The 24653-nt window shown below is 28.5% G+C and carries 17 protein-coding genes; 6 read left to right on the forward strand and 11 right to left on the reverse strand.

The genetic code is table 4. The features are described 5' to 3' along the window. The first annotated feature begins 482 nt into the window (after window positions 1–482). Genes VBN07_RS00910 through VBN07_RS00925 form a run of 4 tightly spaced genes read left to right on the forward strand, consistent with a single transcriptional unit; the run spans window position 483 to window position 2803 of the window. Window positions 483–1517: a tyrosine-type recombinase/integrase gene (locus tag VBN07_RS00910; RefSeq protein ID WP_323177451.1), complete on the forward strand. Its 1035-nt coding sequence runs from the start codon at window positions 483–485 to the stop codon at window positions 1515–1517. Then, a complete protein-coding gene (locus tag VBN07_RS00915) occupies window positions 1504–1836 on the forward strand; it encodes a hypothetical protein (protein WP_323177452.1) in 333 nt (110 codons plus the stop codon). Before VBN07_RS00910 ends, VBN07_RS00915 begins: the two co-directional genes overlap by 14 nt. After that, window positions 1836–2294 (forward strand): hypothetical protein, encoded by a 459-nt coding sequence (locus tag VBN07_RS00920; RefSeq protein WP_323177453.1) that lies wholly within the window; start codon window positions 1836–1838, stop codon window positions 2292–2294. The genes VBN07_RS00915 and VBN07_RS00920 overlap by 1 nt, the downstream gene beginning before the upstream one ends. 2 nt (window positions 2295–2296) lie before the next feature. Beyond that, window positions 2297–2803, forward strand: coding sequence for a hypothetical protein (locus VBN07_RS00925; RefSeq protein ID WP_323177454.1), 507 nt, complete (start codon window positions 2297–2299; stop codon window positions 2801–2803). Here the strand turns inward: VBN07_RS00925 and VBN07_RS00930 are convergent. From VBN07_RS00930 to VBN07_RS00980, 11 genes are read right to left on the reverse strand one after another with little or no spacing between them, the layout of a single operon-like run. Then, window positions 2800–2973, reverse strand: coding sequence for a hypothetical protein (locus VBN07_RS00930; RefSeq protein ID WP_323177455.1), 174 nt, complete (start codon window positions 2971–2973; stop codon window positions 2800–2802). The two genes, VBN07_RS00925 and VBN07_RS00930, sit on opposite strands and share 4 nt — an antisense overlap. 1 nt (window position 2974) lies before the next feature. Next, window positions 2975–3334: a hypothetical protein gene (locus tag VBN07_RS00935; protein WP_323177456.1), complete on the reverse strand. Its 360-nt coding sequence runs from the start codon at window positions 3332–3334 to the stop codon at window positions 2975–2977. A 3-nt stretch (window positions 3335–3337) separates the two neighbouring features. Then, window positions 3338–5008 (reverse strand): hypothetical protein, encoded by a 1671-nt coding sequence (locus VBN07_RS00940; RefSeq protein ID WP_323177457.1) that lies wholly within the window; start codon window positions 5006–5008, stop codon window positions 3338–3340. Between the two features lies 1 nt (window position 5009). Further along, complete coding sequence (locus VBN07_RS00945) at window positions 5010–6344, reverse strand: hypothetical protein (protein ID WP_323177458.1); 1335 nt, start codon at window positions 6342–6344, stop codon at window positions 5010–5012. Window positions 6345–6350: 6 nt separating this feature from the next. Beyond that, window positions 6351–7310, reverse strand: coding sequence for a hypothetical protein (locus tag VBN07_RS00950; protein ID WP_323177459.1), 960 nt, complete (start codon window positions 7308–7310; stop codon window positions 6351–6353). A gap of 11 nt (window positions 7311–7321) precedes the next feature. After that, on the reverse strand, window positions 7322–7837 hold the full coding sequence (locus tag VBN07_RS00955; protein WP_323177460.1) for a hypothetical protein: 516 nt from the start codon (window positions 7835–7837) through the stop codon (window positions 7322–7324). Between the two features lie 40 nt (window positions 7838–7877). After that, entirely contained in the window at window positions 7878–9956 is a 2079-nt protein-coding gene (locus VBN07_RS00960) for a hypothetical protein (RefSeq protein ID WP_323177461.1), read from the reverse strand. Further along, window positions 9940–11148, reverse strand: coding sequence for a hypothetical protein (locus VBN07_RS00965; protein ID WP_323177462.1), 1209 nt, complete (start codon window positions 11146–11148; stop codon window positions 9940–9942). Before VBN07_RS00965 ends, VBN07_RS00960 begins: the two co-directional genes overlap by 17 nt. Continuing rightward, window positions 11135–12814, reverse strand: coding sequence for a hypothetical protein (locus VBN07_RS00970; RefSeq protein WP_323177463.1), 1680 nt, complete (start codon window positions 12812–12814; stop codon window positions 11135–11137). Before VBN07_RS00970 ends, VBN07_RS00965 begins: the two co-directional genes overlap by 14 nt. 9 nt (window positions 12815–12823) lie before the next feature. Continuing rightward, the gene (locus VBN07_RS00975) at window positions 12824–13642 is read right to left on the reverse strand and encodes a hypothetical protein (RefSeq protein ID WP_323177464.1); all 819 of its coding nucleotides are present in this window, start codon (window positions 13640–13642) and stop codon (window positions 12824–12826) included. After that, on the reverse strand, window positions 13629–14663 hold the full coding sequence (locus VBN07_RS00980) for a DnaB-like helicase C-terminal domain-containing protein (protein ID WP_323177465.1): 1035 nt from the start codon (window positions 14661–14663) through the stop codon (window positions 13629–13631). The genes VBN07_RS00975 and VBN07_RS00980 overlap by 14 nt, the downstream gene beginning before the upstream one ends. A 168-nt stretch (window positions 14664–14831) precedes the next feature. Here VBN07_RS00980 and VBN07_RS00985 point away from each other — a divergent pair, with 168 nt between their 5' ends. Together VBN07_RS00985 and VBN07_RS00990 are read left to right on the forward strand one after the other, a co-directional pair. After that, window positions 14832–23429 (forward strand): lipoprotein 17-related variable surface protein, encoded by an 8598-nt coding sequence (locus VBN07_RS00985; RefSeq protein WP_323177466.1) that lies wholly within the window; start codon window positions 14832–14834, stop codon window positions 23427–23429. A gap of 307 nt (window positions 23430–23736) precedes the next feature. Beyond that, window positions 23737–24603 carry a hypothetical protein gene (locus tag VBN07_RS00990; protein WP_323177467.1) on the forward strand — a complete coding sequence of 289 codons (867 nt, stop codon included), beginning with the start codon at window positions 23737–23739 and terminating at the stop codon, window positions 24601–24603. Window positions 24604–24653 lie beyond the last annotated feature (50 nt).

The raw sequence follows: 24653 nt of genomic DNA on the forward strand, positions 1-24653 counted from the left end.
CAAAGAAAGGTCACTTTATGGCTGATTGGAGTTCAGTGATACTTAAGAAACGAAAGAGATTTTTTGTATGCTTGTTTTGTAAATTTGTCTCTCCTTAAATATCATTTATATTATACCATATATTTTATTTATTTTATAAATAAAATATATATTTTGTTTAATAAAAAAATATTTTGAGAAAAATAAAAAATTGGTGTTATAATATTTGTGCAGTTAAACAAAAGTCAGACCCTTGTTTAGCATACAGTCGAACTTATAACTTCTTTTAGTTATTTGTGTGATACATTCTTTAAGTATGTTAAAAAAGAGAAGTCAGAGATGCTTGTTTAATCTCTGACTTTATTTATTAACTTAACTGCTTCAAACTTTGAAAATATAAAAAGAAAGGAAATCAACCTTTAATTCAGACCCTGTTGATTTCCTTAAGAATAGTATAGCACAAAAATCAACAGGGAAAAGTTTAAAGTTTGATTATTTATACAATGAACTTAAAAGAATATTCAAAAATTTATGTTAATAATCTACATAACTCAAAAACAAGACAAACATATAAATATTTCTTTGATAACTTCTTTAAATGTTTCACAACACCAGAACCATCAAATGAAGAACTTAAAAAAGTAATAAAAGATTACAGAGATAGATTAAAACCTAGCTCACAACAAACATTCTTCTCAATGCTTAAATCATTAATAACAAAATACAACCAACTAGAGCAAAAGTTTGTTTATGATGTTTCAATCATTCCAAATATCAAAACAGTTAAAGCAGCAACATATGTTCCAGATGTTGTTGAACTTTCTAAAATAAAGAAATATGCACTCAACTATGATAATTCGAAGGGTGTTGCTTCGTTTGTCTTATTTGCTATCGAAAATGGTGCTAGATTTAGTGAAATTTGCAATGTTTTAGCTAATAAAGACAACTTTGTATATATGGAAGAAATAGAAGTGTATTCATCATATACACAAGCTAACAAGAACAACAATTTTAGAGCTTACAACATCTCTAAAGAGTATTGACCTTTATATGAAGAATTCATTGATAATTCAAAATTCCCTAGAGATATGAATTATCAATTCACAAGGTTTATAACTGAACTAAAAAGAGACTTACCAGAGTTTGCTGATAAACCAATTACAATTCACACATTCAGAAAAGCATTTGTTACCAATCAATATAGAAACAATACAGACATTGTGAAAATTCAAAAATCAACAGGTCATAAAGACACAACAACATTAATAAATACATACATAATTCAAACACCTGAAGAGTTAGCGAAGATAGTTAAAGATGCTACTGACCCAGCAAGACTTAAACTCATTAATCAAGCTGAAATGATGAGAGAAATTGAACAACTTAGAGACTTTAAAGATATCGCTCTCATCAATGAAAAGAAACAATTAGCACTGTTAGAAGCTGAAAGATTAGAAAATCAAAAATTAGCAAAAGAAAATGAAAAATTAAGAAAACAAATTGAATTACTTGAAAGAGGAAACAATGAAAACAATTAATCATTCACAAATATTAAAAATAACAGAAATCACTTCAAAACTTTTAACTTCAAAGGAATTTATAACTTGTCCTATTAAAGAAATAAACGACTTTGTAAGGGAAGAAAACTATGTTTATGATAGTAAGTTCAAAAACTCTATTTCTGATGATTTTAACTCATATATTTGCAAGATAGAAGAAGATGGGACAGTCTTTCATTCATACCTTAAAGTTTTAAAGTTATGAACCAATAAAGTATGTTCTAACTTAACTGAATCAGAAGCTATTAAATTAGTTAAAAAAATAAAAGCATTCAAAGAATCTAAAGGGGACAAATAATGAAGAAAACAAAAATACCATCTGAACTTTTGCTATTCACAGAACCAAAAGAAAGAAAATGAGAAAAGCTTAAAAGATACTTCAGAGAACTTAGAGATTTCAGGAAACAAAAACAAAGTTATGAGAATGTTATTTCATTGATTACCATACTTGCAAATAAAGAATCTTTGAAGTTAATGGTTCAAATGTCTTTTGCTGATAAACTATTCTGAACATATAAGAAGTTTTCTGTAATTTCCTTTATTTCTAAATTAGAAGTATTTTGAAGTGTTGAAACAGAATTTTTAGACTTCTTAAAGAGACAATTATATGATTATATTGATAGACAAAATCAAAACGATGCAAATAACTTTAATGATGTTTTTGAAGGTATCTATGAGATAATCCATAGAACAACGACATATTATTTAAAAACGCATTACTCAGACAAATATCAAAGGGATAAGTTTTTAAAATAATTATGATTAAAGAAAAAATCAAACTTCCAAACTTCGGAGAGCTTGGAATAGATATAAAAGAATATCTCTGAAAAAACCTTCCTTCTTCATTTACTGAATTTGATTCGAAGTTTTCACTAACATTTAAAACTCATATGATAAAGTGAATGCATACAAAAGAAATTGACCTTGACTTATACCCACAATATAAACATATTTTAATGTATATGACTTTTATAAACTTCAGAAAAGAACTACAGCTTGCTAATTTACTTAATAAAGCAAACTTCAAAATCAAAGCAACTTCTTCTTTTGTTGATATGAAATACAAAGTTGATTTATATGGAACCAACCCAAATAATGAACTTATATTTATACAAGTTAAACCACACGATAATCATAATAATGAATATGATTTGACTAACTTGTTAGAATATTCAAAAAAGCACTCTGCTACTCCTTACATCGCTTTCAAACAGAACCAACAATGAAAGATTAAGAAGCTCAATACAAACAAAAAAACAGCTTAAACTGCTGTTTTTTCTTTGTCCTTGGTCTTAATAATCTCTTTAAGTCTTTCGAGCTCTTCTTGCTCTAAAGGGACATTCTCTAGCACTGTAATAGCAGCATCTATTGAATGAACTTTCATTCACTTAAAGAAATCTAAAACCTTTTTGAAAAATTGTCTTATCTTATCCATTTTAATTTTCTCCATCAATAATTTGTTTAACTATCTTTTTCACATCATTGGATACACCATTGTTTTGAACATATACCTTAAAAGCAGCATTATATCTATCTTGTGAAAGTTCAATGTTTCTTAATCTTTTGTTAATATCATCTATTTTCTTTGTTTGCTGTTCTATTAGATGAATCAATGCAGTCACTTCATCTCCTTGTTTTGTGTTTGTTATGTTAATGTGATTAGCAGACTTATTTACATTGTTTGATTGCTTGTTTTGTTTGTATTTAGTTATTAATCAATAAACAACATACATCAAAGCAATAACACTCACAGAACCACCTGCTCCTGCTATTGCTGTAATTACATTTTCACTCATCTTTTACCTTGAACTATTCTTAAAACGTGCTACTAATATAGCATATTCGCTTGGAGATATGGGGTCTCTATGGTTAGATGCTCTATCTCATATTGTTAATTGTGTGTCTGTTGATTTTGTATATTTGATAACAACATTGATTGCAATTTTCTCAACTGCTTCTCTATAAATGTATGGTGTTTTTTGTCCTGCTTTGAACTTAAGTTCATTATTCTCAACATAGAAGTAATCTCCTTGCGCTCCTATAGCTGCATGTGATATTTGTAAGATTGGAAATTGCTTTCTATTTTGTGGTTCATCAGTTGATGAATAAGCAGAAAAACTCCCCTCAATATTCACTAAGTCTTTAACACCTGCTATTAATGTTGAAGGTGTGTCGTTACTTCATTCAGTTTCATATTTAACTAATTTCTTATATATAGGGAAACCTTCTAGATATTCACCTGTGAATTGCTCCTGTTCAGTTGTGTTAATAGCTCAAGCTAGTGTTGTTCCCATCTCGTCAACTGTTCCTGATAAATCCATAATATCACTATTTCAAGGGTGTGAATCTAACTCTTCCCTCATTCTTCGAACCATTTCAATAAAAGCTCTGTTCACTCCGTTGCTTTGATTTGTCTTTTTAAGCTCTTCAATGTTTTGAACTAGCTCTTTAAACTTTTCTTCAGCTTGTTTAAAAAATCCTGGTTCTGGTTCTCCTTCAGCAGCATCATCACTTCCGAATAAGCTGTCGTACACTTCTTTAACTTTCAAATCAACGTTATCTTTTCAAAGCGTTAAAGTAGGATATACTGAATTTCATTTCTCTTCATCTGCTGCTCTTACTTCATTGATGCTTTGAAGTGTGTTAGTGTATTGCTCTTCATAGTTTCTTTTAAATGTTGAAAAAGCTTCAATCTCTTGATTTAGAGCATTCTCTAACCTAGTTCTTTCAGCTTCTAGTTGCTCAATTTTGTTAATGTTATCTAAAATTTGATTTGCTTGGACTTTGTCCATTTGAATATTTTTTCTAATCTCTGTTCACTCCATTGATGAAGGTATTCTTTCAGCTGATAGTTTAAGGTTTCTAATATCTGTGTCTATTTGCTCTGTCTTTGTTTCAACTGTTTTTTTAAACCCTTTAATATCTTCGTTTACCTTATCAAATTCAGTTGTTGAAATAAAACCTGATAACTTGTCTAAACCTTTAACAATTTCAACCCCTAAACTATCTCATTCACCATCATAAAGCAATTTAGCAGCAATCGGGTTCAAATGTTGTTCAGCAAATACAAACTCTCTTTGTGTTCCTAATACTTGAGCAGAACCTCCTAAAAGTGTAAGTCTTGAATTGACTTCAGGAATAGCATTATTTGTATATCTGTTATTTACTTCGTGAAACATTGCTTTTTTAAGCAATTGATATCTATCATCTCCGATACCATTTTTGAACTGTTCCACATTGTAATCAACTTTTTTAGCAACTAGTGATACAACACTGTTTATTAAAGCATTAACAGAGTTATAAACACTGTAAATTACTCTGTTATATATTTCCTCATCTGATAACTCACTCATTAAATTAGAGAGCTTTTTTGGTGTCTTGAAAGGGACTAACATATTGAATTCAGAGCATTTAAACTCTTCAAATGATAGACCCATATTTTTGATAAATAAAACTTCTTGTCTGTCCATCTTATTTTGTCCTTTTTATTCTCTTTGCTTGTTTTGTAAATGTTCGTGATTCATTACCGTAAATATAAGGTGTAAATTTAAGTACTTTTTTACCTTTAGCATTTGTAGTTTGATAAGCAAATAGTTGTGTCTTGTTTGTTCTGTGTTTTTTAACATATTTATCATATTGGTTTGTTTGGAATAATGTTTCATCTAAAGCATCAGCTGTAGCATAATGCTCTGCTAATCTGAATCTCTTAAGGAAATCTCTTTGAACTAACTTATCAACTTCAAACTCTGTTGATGTGTCTATTCTTATTCTTCCCATATCTCAACCCCAAGCTCAATTGTCCAAATAATATTGTCCTTTTGATGGAGCTTTTAAGAAGTTAAACATCTCTTCATAAGACATTGTGAATTGTAAGGGTCTTTTTCCTTTTGGAGAATTCTTTGATTTAGTTGCATCTCTCTTAAAGTATAAGAAAAATGAAACATCATTACTTTGGTCTCAATATCTTTCATCATAAAGTCTTATTCCACTAATTCACGAACTATTAAAATAGAATTGTCCTTTATTTGCTAATCTATTTGCTCTGATATATTTGTTTGCTGTTTTTGGACTAATTACCTTCTTCTTAATGATTTGGTTTTGTAATTGCTTTTTATAATAAGCAGCTTGTAATCTAACCATTTTGTCTTTAATATTCTTTTTGACTAATTGTTGTGCTTTTGTTGATAATTTAGTCACTAAACTAAAAGGGTTCTTTACAATTGAGAAAAACTCTTTTCCTGTTTGAATAGCTTTGCTTATTGTTTTAGCATTTACAAACTTTCTAATTGTGTTGCTTTTAATTAGTTTGTATTTATCAGCATACTTAAAAGCAGTCTTTGTAATTGTTTCAATCTTTTGTGTTAGTCCTTGTTTAATAAATGAAACAGCTTTTTTAGTTGCTTGAATACCTTTAGTGATGTTTTTGCCAAACTTGGTTACTTTCCTAATATATGAAAGTCCTTTTGCTAAACCAAAGGTTGCTGTTTCAATAGCAGTTGATATAGCAATAGCGCCTCAATCAACTGCTCCTTTATTTTCTACCAATGAAACAATTACATTCTTTACAAACCTTGCTCCTATCTTGATAAGTTGTAAAGGAACAGCTCCAATTGGTAATACCACACTTAAAGCATCAATTGCTACCTCTAAAACAACGTCTATAAAAAAAGAAGAAACAGCTTTGAATATTTTGCTTCAAATTGTTTCTTCTTTTTTCTCCTTGTCTTCTCTAATAGCTCTTAAATAAGATAATCTCTCTTGTGTTGATTGATACTTAATTTGAGGTTCTTTGAAAACTAAAAGCATAACTGTCTAATCTCTTGTAACTGGTTCAGTGATGAATTTGTCTTCATTTTGTTTAGATTTAGCACTTGAAGCAATACCATAAACTAACCCAGTGTATAAGACACCTAAAGCATTAGCAATTTCAGCTCTTACAACAATATCAGCTGAAGCATTATCAATTGGTCCCATATACATTTTGATAGCATTTACCGCTCTTAAACCAACGAATGTTGGAGCAACTAACACATCTAATTGGTTAAGAAAAGGGTTAGAAACAACTTTGTAACCACCGATGTAACCAATTGAGTATTGACCACCATCAAATGTTTCTTTCGCTCTATCTCCGACAACTCCAGCATCTGCTAAATAGTCAAATGCTACAGGATGAATTGATACCAAAATATCATCTGGTGCAATTTGGTCAATTCCTTGTTCTGGTGAATATGTTAATGTAAGTTTTGTTGCTAACTTAACAATTTCTTTTTTATATTCAGCAGGTGTTTTTGTTTCGAAATCAATAATTGAAACTTTGCTGTTTTCAATAGCTCTATTTTCTAAAAGGTTGAATGCTGTTCTTTCTGTTAATCTAACGAAGTCTTGAGACATCTTTGAAAGCTTAATTGAAGCAATATCAATTGGTAATAATTCCTTTTCTTGAGCTGTAAGCCCTTCATAAGCAACTAAAGGTTCATTTCAGCTTACTGAAACTTGTTTTCCTAATCTGAATTTATCAGGTGCTCCTGCTCCGATTCCATCAGTTCTGTTTTTAAATACAGTTGAAGGGTTTAACATAACAGAAATGCTTCTTTGTGAAACTTCTAAAACTGTGTTCCCTTGTGAGTATTTTGAGAAAAGTGATCTATCTTTGTAATAATCAACTAATTGTGTTGCTGTGATTTGTGAAAGTGTAATTGGTGAGTTTGAGTTTGATGCATCTACTAAACTCTTTTCACTTGTTAAAATTGATTTAATTTGTGTATTTAACATATTTATCTCCTTTAATCTATGATTATTCCATTACCTCAATACTTAGCTTTGAACTCTTGTTGTGGTTCTTTGCTTTGTGTTGGTTCTGGTGTTTCTTCTTTAACTTCTCAACCTAGTTCAGAAGCTTGTTTTAATATTGAAGTTTTTAAATTAGTAAAATCTAAATTATTGAGCTCAATATTTTCTTTGTTAACTTTTCCTTTAAAGTTCATTGTATCAATGGTATTATCAACAATTAACTTAATATTTTCTTTTGCTAATTTATTCTCTTCAATAAGTTTTGAATAGAGTTCTTTTGTTGTTTCAAATTCAGAGAGAGTTGATTTTAGAGTTTCAATCTCTTGTTCTTTATTTGATAACTTTGTTTTAATATAGTTCTCTAATTCTTCTTTTGTTTCAAAAATAGCATATGTATCTAAAGCATTGAGAATTTGAGTTCTTTTAGCATCTTCAGATAAACCTAATTTTTGAAAAGTTTCTTGGTCAGAAAGACCTAATTTTTGTGAAATCTTCTTGATAATTTCCATAATGTTCTGTCTTTATAAGGCTGCAGTTCCTTGTCCTTTCTTATCAGAAAATAATTTTGTTATATGGTTTGTTTTTTGTTATGAATTTAGTTCCTGAAATTTCTATTCAGTCTAATCATAATGCTCGAACTTCGATTGAATTAATTTGCTCTGGTTGTTCTTTGTGAATTGTGAATGATTCTAGAAAATCTGCTTCAGTAAGTCCTGTTGAATTAACAAACTCTTCTGGTGTATTGAATATAGTGTCCTTTAGTAAGTCATAAAATTCACTTGGAGAATAATTTGAATTAACTTGCTTTTCATACATTAATTCAACTATTCCATAGCAACTGTTTTTTAAATATACAGATGGTGTGAATTTTTCTTTGATTTCTGTAAAGAAATTTTGTTCTTCTTCTGATAAATCTAAATTGTTATCACAAAATTCTTTAAATGAGTTATCATCAGAATTAGCATATTGTCCATATTTAGTTAAATAGAATATCTTGCTTAATGTATAACTGTTATCAATATTTTGTGTTTCTCTAATCTTTTGGTCGATATATTCTCTGACTAATCTCTTCAAGAAAATCATTGAATCAGAAGTATCATTCTCTCTTATCTCAACCTTTGTATCAAATATATTTCATAATTTACCTGTTGAATTTGTCTGTTTTGTATCAATATCAGGGTACATATGTAGAAGGTCAGCTCACATTGATGGAGTTAGCGATCAACCATCATAATATGAAGCTCTACTACTTGGACCAATACCGCCTACATCTCATACTGATTCAACATCTTTTCGATAGCAAATTGGAATTCTTTTCCTAATGAATTTATTTTCATAATCTTCATTAGCATATGAACTATAATCAACTAATTTTTTAAACCCTTGCGGTGTTAAGAATAGATATGATACATAATTGAAGTTATAAGTCTTATCGTTAAACTCAATCGGTGTTGCTGAATAGTCTTTTTCTTCCAATACATTTGGAACAAGTGAAAGTTGAATGTTTGAACCATTAAACTTTACAATGTTATTATTAAGAAAGTTGTTTTGTAATCTTGAATGAATTTCATTATTTGTATTTATGTAATACATATATGAGAATCATTTAGCATTGTTGTTATGGTATCAAACCACTAAAGGACTATAAAGCATATTCTCGCTGTTAAACCCACCTTTGAAAGCATAAGTGGAGTTTATATCATTCGAAAATGCTAATAAGTATGCTTTTAAAATGTTTGTCTTGTGATAATAACCATTAACAACATATTCATTTAACTTATTCTGAACTTGTTGGTCTGTTCAGTTTTTTAAGTCTGATATCTTCCCATACTTCTCTTCAAATTTCTTCAGTTGTTCCTCATTCATACCTTGAAATGATGTTCTAACTATCTTAGAAACATTGACCAAATACTTGCAAAAGTCAATATATTCATTTCTTACATCTCTATTATTCAAATATTCTTTTAATGGAATGAAGTTATTGCCTGCTAAACTTCAGAAGTTCAGAGAGTAATTATTTCCTTTAACATTAAAAGGGTTAATGATGAGCATATAAGGACTTTGAGATTTATTAGTTGCTTTAATAATTTGATACTTATCATCTAAAAGATTAATTGAGTTGATTAAAGCACCCTTATTTGTCTTAATGACTAAATCATCTAATTGGTTAATTGTTGTTTCATTTCCTTGAAACTTAAAATGAAAGTCAATATTATGAAGTTCTTTGTAATAGTCTAATTGTGTAAGTGTTATATCAGCATATGCTTCTAATACATCGTTGAGTTCCATATTATCAATTTTGTTTTCGATAATATAGAACTCATTGAATTGAATCACATAAGGACTATCAAATGTGAAAAGATAAAAGATGTTTTTAGATGGTTCAACTTCTAGATAGTTATATAAATCACTATCTCCTGAGATTGTGTAAGAGTTGAATAATTCATTGCTAACATTCCCATCATCTAATAAGGTGTTTGATAGTTTTGTGTGGTTTAACTTAATAACATCAAACTCTTCAGGTTCTGGTAAGTTAATCACATTAATGCTATGCTTGATAAAGCTTAAAGGTTTATTCGATTCTATCTTATAAACATAAAGCTTTGAAGTGTTATTGTTGAAGTTCATCACTTACCTCATTTGTTTTTGTTTGGTGAATGTCTTGGTTTCTATTTAACAGAACACCATTTTGGTCAGTTGATAATATTTTCGCTTGTTGTTCTAAGTATTTCGAAGAGCTAGTTGTTATAACGTTGATATCTTGTAAATAATCTAACCCTAACACTCTTAGCACTAATCTAGCAAACTTCTCATAATATATCTCTCTTAAATTTGCTTTACCTTCAATATAGTGATTATATGAACTGTTTAATTGTTGTGCTTCCACTGAATGAATGTTGTGAGTTCCACCATCAGTTGAATCTTTTTTGAAGATTAAAGCTTGTTTGATTCAATACATAATGCTTTCTATTGATTGAATTGTTGAAAGTGCTGTGCTTTGTGATTGCGCTATTTCAAAAGGTTTAACCATTTGGTCGCTATAAGGTGCTATTGAGTGTGTTTGAATGATTCTATCTTTTCCTAATGAGAACAATGATTTAGACACACTGTTAGATTTAGAGTTTCCTAAATCTCAATTGATTAAAGGAATCGGAGCAGATAAGAAACTATCAAAATATAAAGCACTCAACTTAATGTCTAACAGAGCAAAAAGTTCTTGGTCTATTAAGTCCATCTCTGCTTGTCCTGTTGAATTGTTTTTGAAGATAACAAAAGGAATAAAGTTATCTTTAAATATTTCCTGTTTGTATCTTTTACCTAATAAGCTTGAAAGTGGTTGTCTCTTTCCATTCTTATCAATAATTGATTTTTCAACATAACCCTTATTGTTTAATAAATCATATGTTGTAAATGTGTTATATTCATCAACTCCATTTGATAACTTACCTGTGTTAATTTGTAAATAAACTAACTCATTATCATCATTGGTTTCATAATCGACAACTTGAGCTAAAACCACCTTTTTATTGTTTTGAATTCCTAAAGCTCAAATTCCTTTTGTGAATAAGAACTTTTCTAGTTGTTGAATAATTGAAAGAAAATCATTTCTCTTTAAGAAAGCATCAAACTCTTCTTTTCCATTAGCAAACTCAAAAGTTGGAAGTTCAGTTGCTAATTCTGAAACTTGAAGTAATGCTCCCTGCTTTTCAAAAAAGCTTCTTGAGTTGATTTTGAATTCATTATCAATCTCTGTTGGAATAATGGAGTTATTTATGACCATAGCTCCTTTTTTGAAAATTGCTTCATTATCTAATGCCATAATTCTCTCCTTGCTGTGCTAAATTTCAAAGCACTTTCTGCTTTTTGTATGTTAAGCTATTAGACATTTCAAAAGCATTTATTAAGTCATATATCTCTGGAAAAACAGTTTCATCTCTTTTCTTTTCTCCAGGTTCAACATATTGCTTTGATAAGTTCTCTAATAGCTTTGTTGTATCATTTGTATTTAAGATATACACCATATTATTCCCAAAGATTCACTCTGTTCATCTTTGTCTGCTTTCGATACCAAACTTTTCAGTTCTTGTATCTTTTCTATTTGCTAATCTTGAATATATTTTGAAATCTGGGAACTTGCTAGCTAATTGCTGAAGTTCGAGGTTTACATAATCGCTTACGTGGTCATTATCTGTTAAGATAACATTCTCAAATTTGTTTAAGTTAAAAAATTCATTTGTATGATAAGAATTTTTTAACTCTTCAAATATTCAAATATTGCTTTTAATAATCAAATCAATTAATAACTTATTAACTTCAACTCTTGTTGGTCTATGCTTGAAGAACCTTTTAAGGTCTTCGATAGCATCTAATATTACAATCTTTCCATCATCTAAAAGCAACGTTCTACATCAAGAAGCATTATCGCTCTTCCCGGGGTCATACCCATCAAAAACACCTAATACCTTACCTTGTCTTATAAGATCTGATATTTGCTCTCTTGTGATGAATTCAATATTGCTATTAAAATTGTTGTTATCATAGATTAAACTTTTAAGATAAAAAGCACTTTGTTTATCTTCATTAACAAAAGCAAAACCTGCTACAGTAATAACTCACAACCTGAAGTTAGTTGATTTTAAAAGTTCAAATTGTTTTTTTTGAATTTCGCTCATCTCGCTATTTGGAGTGAATAGTTTTGAATACATAATTACATTAATACCTAAACCTTCAGAGAATGTTGAAGATGTTTCATAAATAAACTTATCTTTAACTAATCTATCTAACACTTGAATGTTAGTTGTTCCATTGTGTGAAATTAATGGAATAACCTTATTATGATAATCAGTTATTAAAAAATGCTCTGTTGTAAAAATGTTATAAAAGAACTTAACTTTTAATTTTGTATCTTGTGGTGCTTTAGTTCTCAAAACAGTGTTCTGAATTAATAAAGGTATATTTTCCTTTTGGTTCTGATACAAATCTCTTAATTGACCCGGTGTATAGTTTGTATTTTCAGGGTCTTCGATTGGTTCATCAATAACTAACTCCCCGAAATAATAATCCGCTTTTGGTAATGTGATACCTTGGAATGCTTGAATCTTTTCAAAGTTTTGAAACAATATTTTTCTACTTGTTTTGGTATCAGTCCCATCACTTCAGTAGATAGCATCTTGTGTAAAGACTAAATATCTCTTGATATTGATTTTATGTTTTGTTTCTAAAAAGTCTGCTGCTTTTTGAAACATTGGTATCAATGTATTCTTAATATGGTTATATTGATTTCTACATCAAACAGAGTTGAAGTTGGTTTCATTAGCTAATCTATAAAGTGTGATAATAGCACCATTGAAAGACTTTGAAACCCCTTTTGCTCCACTCTGAATTTCAAAGAATTCAGAGCTTTCAAAAGCATCAAAAGCAGGGTTATCTGGAAGGTCTGTATAGTGTAATATCTCCTTTAATTTTTCAAGTGGAAACAACGACATATTAACTCCCTACTTTTCTTCTACAAATTCAAATCTTGATTCGTGTTTTGGTTTTGTCTCTGTTGGCTTTTCTTGTGGTTCTTCAACCATTGAAAGTTCTTCATAACTTCCATACACTTGATAATATGTTGTCTTTTCATCTTTTGATAAGTTCTTTTGAACTAAAGGGACAAACTTTACAAATGCTCTTGAACCTTTTTTGTTTAGATAAGGTGATTCATATATTGGTGGAACTGCTCCATCCATCATGGCAGGGTGTCTTACTTTTAAGGTTTTGATTAATGTTAAAAATTTCTTTTGATTGTCTTTTAATGGAATAGCAGCTTTACAATATACAAAGTTTTTCTCTGTTCTAATTTCATCAGTTAATAATTCGACTGAAGCATTTACAAAAATAAATGTTCCTTGCACTGCTTTATAAGCATCTGCTATATGGTAAGCAATAACCTCTGATACGTATTTGTTAAGTATCTGATAGTGATAAATTAGATAAATAAATGTATTAAATATATGATTGGTGTGTTCATTATTGAAATCATTTGCTAACACACTTCCGTAGAAATTTAAGAAGTGTCCAACTTGAATTTCTTTAGATGCTTGTTCTGCTTGTTTTCCTGTGAATTTTAATTTAGCTGAAGCAGGTGTTGGTCTGTAATTCTCTGAATGGAATTTGTCAGCATAAAGAACATCAACATATAATTCTTTAACTTCAAATCCACTTTGCGTTGTTTTTGTAATTAATTGACCTACTTCTTTAACATACACTACACCTTCACAATATGAGAAACCTTTGTGAAAGGTGTAGTTGATTGTTTTATTGTTTTCCATTTTCTCTTTCCTTTCTTTGTTTCTCTAGATTTTTAAAAGCACTAACAATTCAAGCTTGATTTTCTTGTGTTAATTCAATCATTAAAGCTAAAGGTTGAATGAAAACAATCTCTTGCTCTTTTCCTATACATCCATTCCTGTTTTTAGCAATTGATAAATTAATCATTGAATAATCGTTTCTCTCTTTATTCTCTTCTATGTCTCTCTCATATAGAAACAACACAATATCAGCATCTTGTTCTATACTTCCACTGTCTCTTAAATCAGTAAGAATAGGTGGTGTTGCTTTTAACTTTTCAACTTGTGTAGGTTGCTGTCCTTTTTCATTTGCTTTTTTAGTTGCTTTTGGTTTTCTTTGTTGTGTAGCTGCTCAGTCTCTGCTCATTTGAGAAAGAGCAACAACTGGAATAGATGTATCTAAAGCTAACTTTTTTAATATTCTTGATATATAAGAAGTTTGTTCATACTTACTAGAAAAATGTTTTGCTGTTGAAAGTATTTGTATATGGTCTATGAAAACAGCTCTAACTTTCTTTTGTGTTCTTTGAGCAAAGAACACAATTAAGTTTTTAATGTGTTCTGCTCTTATATCAGGGTCATCTACAAAATAACATTTTGAGTTTTCAATCACTCTATCAAAACCCATCTTATTGAAAGCTTTTAAATCTTCAACTATATTTAAAGACTCATAAAAGTTTTTTAATTCATAGAACGTATTCATAGAGAAAAGCTTTTGTGTAATCTCTGAAGCGGTTTGTTCTAATGAGATGAACAAGACACATTCATCTTTATCTAATGAACTATTGAGCTCATTTATCAAGTTAATTAAAAAGGTTGTTTTTCCTGTTCCTGGTCTTCCTCCTAAAACAATGAATTGTGAAGGTCTTAACCCCTGAAGTTCATTGTCTATAAACTTAAACCCTGTCCCTTTTAAAGTCATTTGATTCAAGTTTGGTTTTTCCATTCATTCAGTTATTACCGAACCTACAGCTTTGATTTTGATATTTTCAAAGTTTTGCATACAAAAAAATCTCCTTCAATTTTGAAAGAGATTATTGGTTGAAATTTTGTGTTGTGATTAAATGAACATAGACCCTATTTTTTTTCTTAGCACCCACCACTTGCTTGTGATATTAGCAACTCAAAATTATATATATATATATATATATAAGAAAGGTGTGTTATTGAAATGAAGAAAAGTAGAAAAATTTTTCTTTCTTTTGGTGCGATAATAGCATCATCTTTAGTTTCAATTTCAGCTATTACTGTTGCCAATCAAGAAAATTGAAATGATTCTCAGAAAGCAGCAGCTCAAGAACTCAAAGCTTTTATTGAAAAACAAAAAAAGGGTGATACAAGTAGTTGAACTGAAATTCAAAAATGAATTGTCAATTTACATATGCCAGGTGAATACAAAACTTCAAGAAAATATAAAGAAATAATAGATTTTGCAATTGATGAAAATAAATTGCAATCAGTTTATGATTTTTTTATTCAATTACCAAGTTTTAATCAAATTAATAATGAAAACTCTAAAAATGTGTGAATTCAAGAAATTAAAAATTGATTTTTTGAAAGATTTAATTCATATAATGGTGCTTACTCCAAAAACAAAACAAGTTCAATAGAATGAAGATATATGCCTGAAGAAGCCATTACTGATGAAGATCACGCAGCTGAAAATGCAATTGATGTATTTGATCAAAAAATAAAAGATTTAACAACTTTTAAAACACTTAGTGAATATTGAGGAAGATTTAATACTTTTGAAGAATTTGAAACTTGTGTTTTAAATGAACTTAAAGAAGAGTTAAAAAAAGAAGTTTACAACGCTCCTAGAGCATATTATGATAATTTTGTAACTATTGTAAAAAATGCAACTGTTGATTCAAGTGATCCAGATAATTTAAATAGAAATATTCCACAGGATTTAAGCAATACATTGTTGAATTGATTAAAAAATAGCAATAACTTCAATGCTAATGAAAAAGCAAGAGGTGGAACTTATGATAAAGCCTTGGACTTATTAGGGGATAATGGATTAATTGGGATAAATAACAAAATTGCTCAAATTAGAGAAAAATTGGCTACTTATCAAGAGAAAAAATCTTCTTTTGATTATAAATTTGAACCTGAAGATCCTGATAAAGCAGGTTTTGATAGTGAAAAAGAAAAATTAACAACTCAATTACAAGAATTACAAAACAAGTTAAATGGATTAAATACAGCTATTGATGGAAGTATTGAAAGTGCTGGTTGAAGTAGTAGAAAGAAACAAAAAATATTAAATTTAACTACTACTAATCAAGAGTTAACAACAGGTTTAAGCACTTATGTTGCTGCTGAAGAAAAATTAGAAGGTTTATTAAAATATAAAGAAAAAGTTGCAGAATTAGAAAAAATACTTTCAGATTCTTCTTTATCTGATGAGCAGAAAAAACACTATACTGATAAAATCGATAGTTTGGGCAAAGATGCAGATAATTATTCTAAATTGGTAGAACTTGGAAATGAGATCAAAAATTCAATTGAAGCGGATTCAAATGTAGAAAAAATCTTAAATAAATTTAGTTTGTGAACTAATGAACAACAAAAAGATCCTTATCGTGAACAAATTAAAAAAGTTTATAAAGATTCAAATTTGGATGAGCAAGCCAAAGATACAAAAATTAAAGAAATTGAACAACAAATTTTTAGCAAAATGAAAGAAAATGCTAATAATTCAATTGATCAAACTTCTTTAGGAAGCGCAGAAAAAGACGCATATAAAGCTTTAATTAATTCTGAAACTATAAACGAAAATAATATTCCATATGATTTTCCTCTACTTAAAACAATCGCAAAGGCTAAAATAGATAGTTTAGATAGTTTAAATCCAGCACAAAAAGAATATTTCGAAAACAAAATTAATGATCAAAATATTAATGATGCTGCAAAAGTAAATGCAATTTTAACTGACGCAGAAACAGTAAATCAAAAAATGAATGATTATAAAAATACATTCAAGGATGATACTAGCAGCGATGAAACCAACGTAGCAACAATTAAGAAAAGCACTGATTATACTGAAGCAGATAATGATAAAAAAACTGCTTTTGATAATGCTTTAGATCAAAGAAACACTGATTTATCAAGCTCAACTGATAATTTAACAATTGAACAAATTGATCAAAAAATTACAGACTTAAAACAAACAAAAGAAGATTTAAATGGTGATGAAAATCTAGCAGCAGCTAAAAACGAAGCAAAAAATAAATTAGATACCACTTATACATATCTAAATGATGCGCAAAAAACAGATGCAATTAATAAAATTGAAACATTAACAACTGTAAATGCTGTTAATAATCAAGATGCTGAAAATAAAAAACTTGATGAAGCTATGAAAATTTATAGCGAAAGCCCGGCTAACATTGAATCAATTAGAACAACTACTGATTATACTCAAGCAGATAATCAAAATACTTTAGAAAATTTAATTACCACTAAAGAAAATGACATTAATAAAACAAGTGGGTCTAATTTAACTTTAAAACAAGTAAAAGAAAAAACTACAGCACTTAATAATGCAGTTACTGCTTTAAATGGTGAAGAGAGATTACAAAAAGCTAAAGATGAAGCGATTAGAAAAATTAATTCTGATTACTCATATTTAACACAAAAACAAAAAGAAAAAGCAATTGAATTAATTAATAGTCAAAATACTATTGAAGATGTTAATAATCAAGATGCTGAAAATAAAAAACTTGACGATGCTATGAAAAGTTATAGTCAAAGTCCAGCTAATATAGAATCAATCAGAAAAACTACTGATTATACTCAAGCAGATAATCAAAATACTTTAGAAAATTTAATTACTACTAAAGAAAATGACATTAATAAAACAAGTGGACCTAATTTAACTTTAGAACAAGTGAAAGAAAAAACTACAGCACTTAATAATGCAGTTACTGCTTTAAATGGTGAAGAGAGATTAAAAGCTGCTAAAGATGAAGCGATCAGGAAAATTAATTCGGAATATTCATATTTAACACAAAAACAAAAAGAAAAAGCAATTGAATTAATTAATAGTCAAAATACTATTGAAGATGTTAATAATCAAGATGCAACCAATAAAGCTTTGGATTCTTCAATGAAGACTTTAAAAGACTATATTTCTAATCAAGCAAAAGTTACTTCAAGCAATGATTATACTTATACCACCAATGCTTTAAGAGTTGCTTATGATGGTAACCCAACTAAAAATAACAATGTAAAAAGTGGTGCGATTAAAGAAGCAGAAGATTTAGTAACTGCTTTAAATACTGATAACAATTCTGATTTAATGAATAAAGAAACAATTGATGCTTTAAACGAAAAAATTAAAGCAGCAATTAATGCTTTAAATGGACAAGAACGTTATGAAGCTGAAGTTGCAAGATTAAATGAATTAAGTACTGCAACTGCTAAAGTTAAAGATAATATAAAAACCACTGATACAGCTAGTGAAATTTCAAATGAAGAAATTGAATTTAATAATGATACTATTCCACAAGATGCTAAACCAGTTGATTTAAATATTACTAATAGAAATGAAGTAACAGGTAAATTAGATTTAAGTTACAAATATCAATCGACTAAAGAAAATCTTGAAAGTGTTCAATCAAGTAAAACTTATACTTTAAATGATGATAATGCCTTAAGTACTTTAACTGAAGAAGAAAGATTAGATCAATTAGTTCAAGATGAAGCTGTTACTAAAACAGTTAATTTTAATGGCACAGATAAAAAATCTTTTGCTGTTAGTGATTTAACTAAGGATAATTTTACAACTTCTATTACTCGGGCTAATAATGCCAAAGTAATTATCGATAAAATTGAACCCGATCCAGATGATCCGAGTGGGGCAATTGTAACTTATAAATTAGAATCAACCAAGGATAACTTAGATAATAAAAAAGTTGTTTCAAACAAAAGTTTAACTACTAAAATAACTGGATTTATGACCAGCGAAGAAAAAGAGCAAAAAACTATTAATAGCTATAATGCAAGTAATTTTTTAGGAACTCCTGATCCTCTTACTCAAGCATCAGAATTCGTAAATAAATTATCAGAAGTTAATATTGCTTTTGATCGTCATGATAATGTTGATCATTCAAATGAAACCATTGTAGTTAAATCAATTAAATCTTGAGATGATAGAACAGGAACATTAGTAGCTAATTTTGTGGTGCAAAGTAATAAAAACGGTAAAGTTCTTACTTCAGATCTTAAAACTATAACTATTAATGGCTATATGACTGAAGAGGAAAGATTAAACGATTTATTAAAAAATAGATCTAAAAAATTTGAATTTAATGGTGATAAACCACAAAACAAAACTACTGTAGATGAAGTTAAATTAGCACAATTATCAGGTTATTTAGCAGGACCAAATAATAAAGTTAAATTAATAATTGATGAAATTACTGCAAGAGATAGTCAAAACGGCGCACTTACTTTCAAATATCATCTCTTATCTACACGAACAGATATTCCAAATAATGAAATTGTTTCTCAGTCAAGAACTTATTCTTTAAGTATTTTTCAAACTGATGGCGAAAGAGAAAAAGAGAATAAGAGAGAAAAAGAAAATTTAAATGCTAAAGGAATTGATGATTTAGAAATAAATGTAACTAAAAATAAATTAGCTTCTGACTATAATGCCGATGAAATTACTTTAAGTGCTAAAGATTCTAATGTTAGTGTAATTGATAAAAAAATTATTGGTTACAATGACATTACTGGTGAAATTAAACTTTCATATAAACTAAAAAGTAATCAAAACAATATTGAATCTGATACCAAAGAAATTATTCTTAGTGGTTTTAAAACTGAAAGTCAAAGATTAAATGAACTTTTAAATACTTTAAGTAAAGAAGATATTAGTTTTGATGGAACTAAAAAGGACCAATTACCTTCAGTTGAGCCAGCTAATAATAAAAATAATTATGCTTATGATGAAACTAAAAAAACTACCAACAAAGCTAATATAGAAATTAATTCAATTACTCCAAATAATCAAGCTGGAGAAAATACTTTAAATCTCAAATTAATTTCAACTAAAACACAAAATGAATTAGTTTCAAATTGAGAAATTGATAATTTTGTTGCCCCTGAAAGTAATAATAAAAATTCAGTAATTGATGGTTTTAGAACTAAGGAAGAGCAAGATAGAATAGATCGCGATGCAGAAAAAGAACGCTTAAATAATTTAACTGTTGTATTAGATTATGAAGATAAAATTACAACTTTACCTTCAGATGCAGATATTAAAAAAGTAATTGCAACTATTCAAGAAGCTAGTCCGGAAGCCAGAGTTGTAATTGATAGTATTGATGCAAGACACGAAATTGAAGGTTATATTGAAATCCAATACCATTTAGTTTCTGAAAAAAGCGATGAAGTTTATCAAAATGTAACTTCAGAGAATAAATATGCACAAATTAAAGGCTTTAAAACTGAGCAAATGCGTCTTGATGAAATTATGCAAAAATTAGCAATTGAAGCAGGAATTAAAAATGTTACAAGTGACAAATATAATAAATTAAAGGCATCAAAATTATTAAAAGACTTAATTTTAAATAAATTAGCAACTAATCAAGATACAAGCTATAACTTAAAAGTAGTAGATAAATCAGCTAATGATAACACAGGTGAAATTAGTTATACTTGACAAATTATTTCTAATAGAGGTACGGTTAATTCACAAGACTTGAATTCTGTAACATCAAGCAACCAATATAACAAAGCAGGTACTTTAAGTGGCTTTAAAACTTTAGAGCAAATTGAAAAAGAAAGATTAGATTCTATTGATTTTAGTGACAAAGTTGAAAATGGTTTTCTTTATCGTATTGATTATCCAAATAAAGCAAACAAACAAGCTTCAAGCTTAACGGATGCAACTACTAATTGAACTTGAGATACCTTTAATAGAGATAATTATGAATTTATTAATCAAAAAATTGTTGGTTACAATGATTTAACTGGTGAAATTCGTTTAAGTTTCCAAATTAAATCAACTAAACCAGACTTTACTTCCGTAGTTTCTGATACTAAAGAAATTATTATTAGTGGATTTGAAACAGAATTACAAAGATTAAATAAATTAGTTGATACTAATCCATATAATATTTCATTAAATAACACTGTTAATGAAGCAAATAAAAAAGCTTCAACTTTATCTAAAGATGATTTTAGTGCTTCAATTAAAGAAAATGCCGACAATACAAGCGATTATAGATCTGATTTACTTCTAACAGATGCTAATGATAATACGGGTGAAATTGGAGTTAAATACAAATTAATTTCAAATAGACAAGTAAATACTGATCAAACTGATTTGAAAAAATTAGTAAGCAATTGAAAAGAAACATTCAATGAACAACAAGTAATTTCTAAAGAATCAACTTCTGTTAATTTTGCCGGTTTCTTAACTAATATCGAAGAAGAGAAAAGAAGAATTGAAGATTTCTTACCACAAATTGCGCTTGATTTTGCAAAACGCAATCAATACTTACCACTTTATAATAAAAATGATGTAATTGATTCAAAAGTAATTGTTAAATTAAACAACAATGAAACTTTAGAACAAAATCACATTAAAGTTAAAGAAAATTCATTAACTATTACTGAACGTGATGATCGTGAAGGATATATCAAAGTAACTTATACCTTGCAATCAACTAAACCAGGTTTAGAAGGCGCAGAAATTGTTGTTAATGAAACAAGAAGTGAAAATACTAATAAATTAAGCGGTTTTAAAACTGAATTACAAAGATTAGAAGGTCTAGTTTTTGATTTTAATAATAGTGTTAGTGATAAAAATCAAAAACAAGCTTCAGATACTTCAATTACTATCAGTAATTTAAGTCAAAACGATGCTAAAACCACGAATATTACAATTAGTAATAAAACTCGTAATGATAGAAATGGTACTTTAAGCGGTACTTATAGCATTTATTCAACAAGAGATGGTTTAAATGACATTCATGTTGATGATAAAAAATTCACTATTAATGGATTTTTAACTGAACAAGAAAGAATTAATAATTTATTAGCAAATGATACAGTTAAAACCCATGTTGAATATAAATTAGATAATCAAGCTAAAATTTTACCTTCAGAATTATTAGCTAATAAAGATGAAGTATTAAATAATTTAAGCACATATTTTGATATGAACTTAGATAATGAAGTGATTAATCAAGCTAATTTAAAAATTATTGAGTTAAGTGCTGATGATACCAATGGTTCAATTACCTTTAAATATAAAATTGCTTCAACTAAAGAAAACTTAACTGATATTGAAACAGAAAAATTCAAAACTATTACTTTAAGTGGTTTCTTAAATGAATTAGACAAGTATAAAAAAGAAGCTAAGAAAACCATTGATGCATTACAAAACATTTCAGAAACACAAAAAGCTGCTGCTAAAGCTAAAGTTGAAGAACAAAACACAATTGACAATGTAAATAACATTGTTTCAAATACAACAGCAGTTGATACTGCTCTAGGAACAATTAAAGATATTGCTCCAGTTAAAGAAAAAGTTCAATTCAAAGAAGGTGATGCAGACAAACAAAATGCATTAACTACAGCATTAGATAATTTAAATTCATTAGAAAGCAAAGAAGACTTTGAGAACGCTGTAGAAAACTTACAAGATAAAGTGCAAACTCTTAAAGATGCTCACAAAGCATTAAACGGAGATTCAAACTTAGCAAAAGCTAAAGCAGATGCTATTGCTGCTATTGATAAGTTAAGTTACTTATCGGAAGCACAAAAAGATTCTGCTAAAGCTGATATTAATGCTAAAGAAGCCGTTGCAGATGTAAATAACATTGTAAATAATGCTACTTTAATGAATAATGCTAAAGAAGCTCTAGATAAAGCTTCTAAAGCACAAAAAACAATTGCTTACACAGAAGCTTCAGAACAACCAAAAGCTAACTTTGATGCAGCTAAAGCTAATGTAGAAGCAATTAAAGATATTACTAACTTTAATGAGCCAGTAGATAATATCGTTGATTTAAAAAATAAATTAAACAATGCAACTGCTGCTCTTGATGGAAGTGTAAGCTTAGATGCTGCTAAAGAAGAAGCTCTTAAAGAACTTGCTAAACTTTCATACTTATCGGATTCAGAAAAATCCAAAGCTTCTGAAGCTATTAAAAACGCTACAGATGCTGAATCATTAGCTAAAGCAATTTCAGATGCTAAAGCTCTTAATAAAGCTAACTATGATGCAAAAGTAAGCGAATTAGATAACTTAACTAATGAATACTTACAAAGTACATATGAGACAGCTAAATCAAATAAATTAAGAGAAAAAATCGAAGAAGCATTAGCAAGTTTTGCTGCTAAATCATTTGAAGATACAAATGGTGAAGAAGCCATTGCTAAATCTGAAAACTTGCTTAGTTTAGTTGATTACATCACAACAGATGTATCTAAACCTAAATTTAACACATCATCAGAAGCTTCATCATTAAGCAACATTGACCAGTTCTCAAAAGCTTTAAATGATAATGATTACTTCAACATTGCCACAAAAGATAAATCACAAATTAAAGCCGATGATGTTAAAAACTTAAAACAAATTATTTCTGATCTTGCAAAGATTAACAACTTAAACGTGCTTACAACAGCGATTGTAAAATCATTAAAAGAAACATCACCAATCTTAATCTGACCATACTTTGTAGCTGCTTCAGCTGTAACTTGATTAATTGGTATGTTAATCTTTGTATTTGGTAGAAAGAAATAAGAAGTTAACTAAGGTTTAATAAACAATCAAAATCAATCAGTACTAGATAAAAATAGTGCTGATTTTTTTGTATTTTTTAAAAATCTAAAAATTTCATAAATGTAAAATTTAAGGTAAAATATGTAAAAAATTGCATTTTTGTAAAAAAAAAAAAAAAAGATGCTTCAAAGTTGATTTTTATGATATTTATAAGTATAATTAATATGAATATTTGACTTATAAAAAGAAAAGAATAAAATAAGTGCTTTTCTAGCTTAAAAATTAATATTTTTAGCTTCCTTAAGTATTTATTGAAAAAGGAAATTTTATGAACTTAAAAAACAAGAAAAAATGAATTCTTTTACCTTTAAGCGCAGGAGTTGCAGCTCCAATTGCTTTACTTACAACAGTAAGTGCAACAACTGAAACTGTAACAACTACAAATCCTGAAACTGATGCTCTTGAAGGAAGAACAAAATTCAATGATACAAAGAATGAAGCAGTTAAATCACTTAACGACTTATCATTCTTATCAGATGAACCATATCCATATGATTCAGAAAAATTCAAAGCTTCTGAAGCTATTAAATCTGCTAAATCAATTGAAGAACTACAAAAAGCTATTGAAGATGCTAAAGCTTTAAACAAAGCTAACTATGGTGCACAAGTATCTGAGTTAGAAAGCTTAACAAACCAATACTTAGCAAGTACATATGGAACTGAAAAAGCAAATGCTTTAAGAAAACAAATTGAAAATAAAATTGCTATGTTCAATTCAAAATCATACAAAGAAGAATCTGGAGAAAAAGCAGTTGCTAAAGCTCAAAACTTACTTGACTTAGTTGACTACTTAACATCAAAAGTTTCAGAATACAAATTTAATAAAACATCTAAACAATTAGATTTAGCTAACTTAAATGAGTTTAAAAAATTATTAACAACATACGATTACTTCAACATTCAACTTAAAGACAGAAGCGACATAAAATCAGATGATGTTAAAAATATGAAACAATTAGCTATTGAGGTTTCAAAAATCAAAGATCTTAATGTTTTAGTAACTGCTGTTAAAAAATCATTAGTTAACAGAGTTCCGCGCTTAGTATGACCATATGTTGTTGCTGGTTCATTAATTGCCTTCTTAAGTGGTATTTTCATTGCGACTGCTGCTAGAAGAAAAAACAAAAACAAATAATGATTTAATTTAAATAAAATTCAGTATCACTCACATGGTACTGTTTTTTT

The sequence above is a fragment of the Mycoplasma sp. 4404 genome (genome assembly GCF_034863325.1).
In the GTDB taxonomy this organism is placed as follows: Bacteria; Bacillota_I; Bacilli_A; order Mycoplasmatales; family Metamycoplasmataceae; genus Mycoplasmopsis.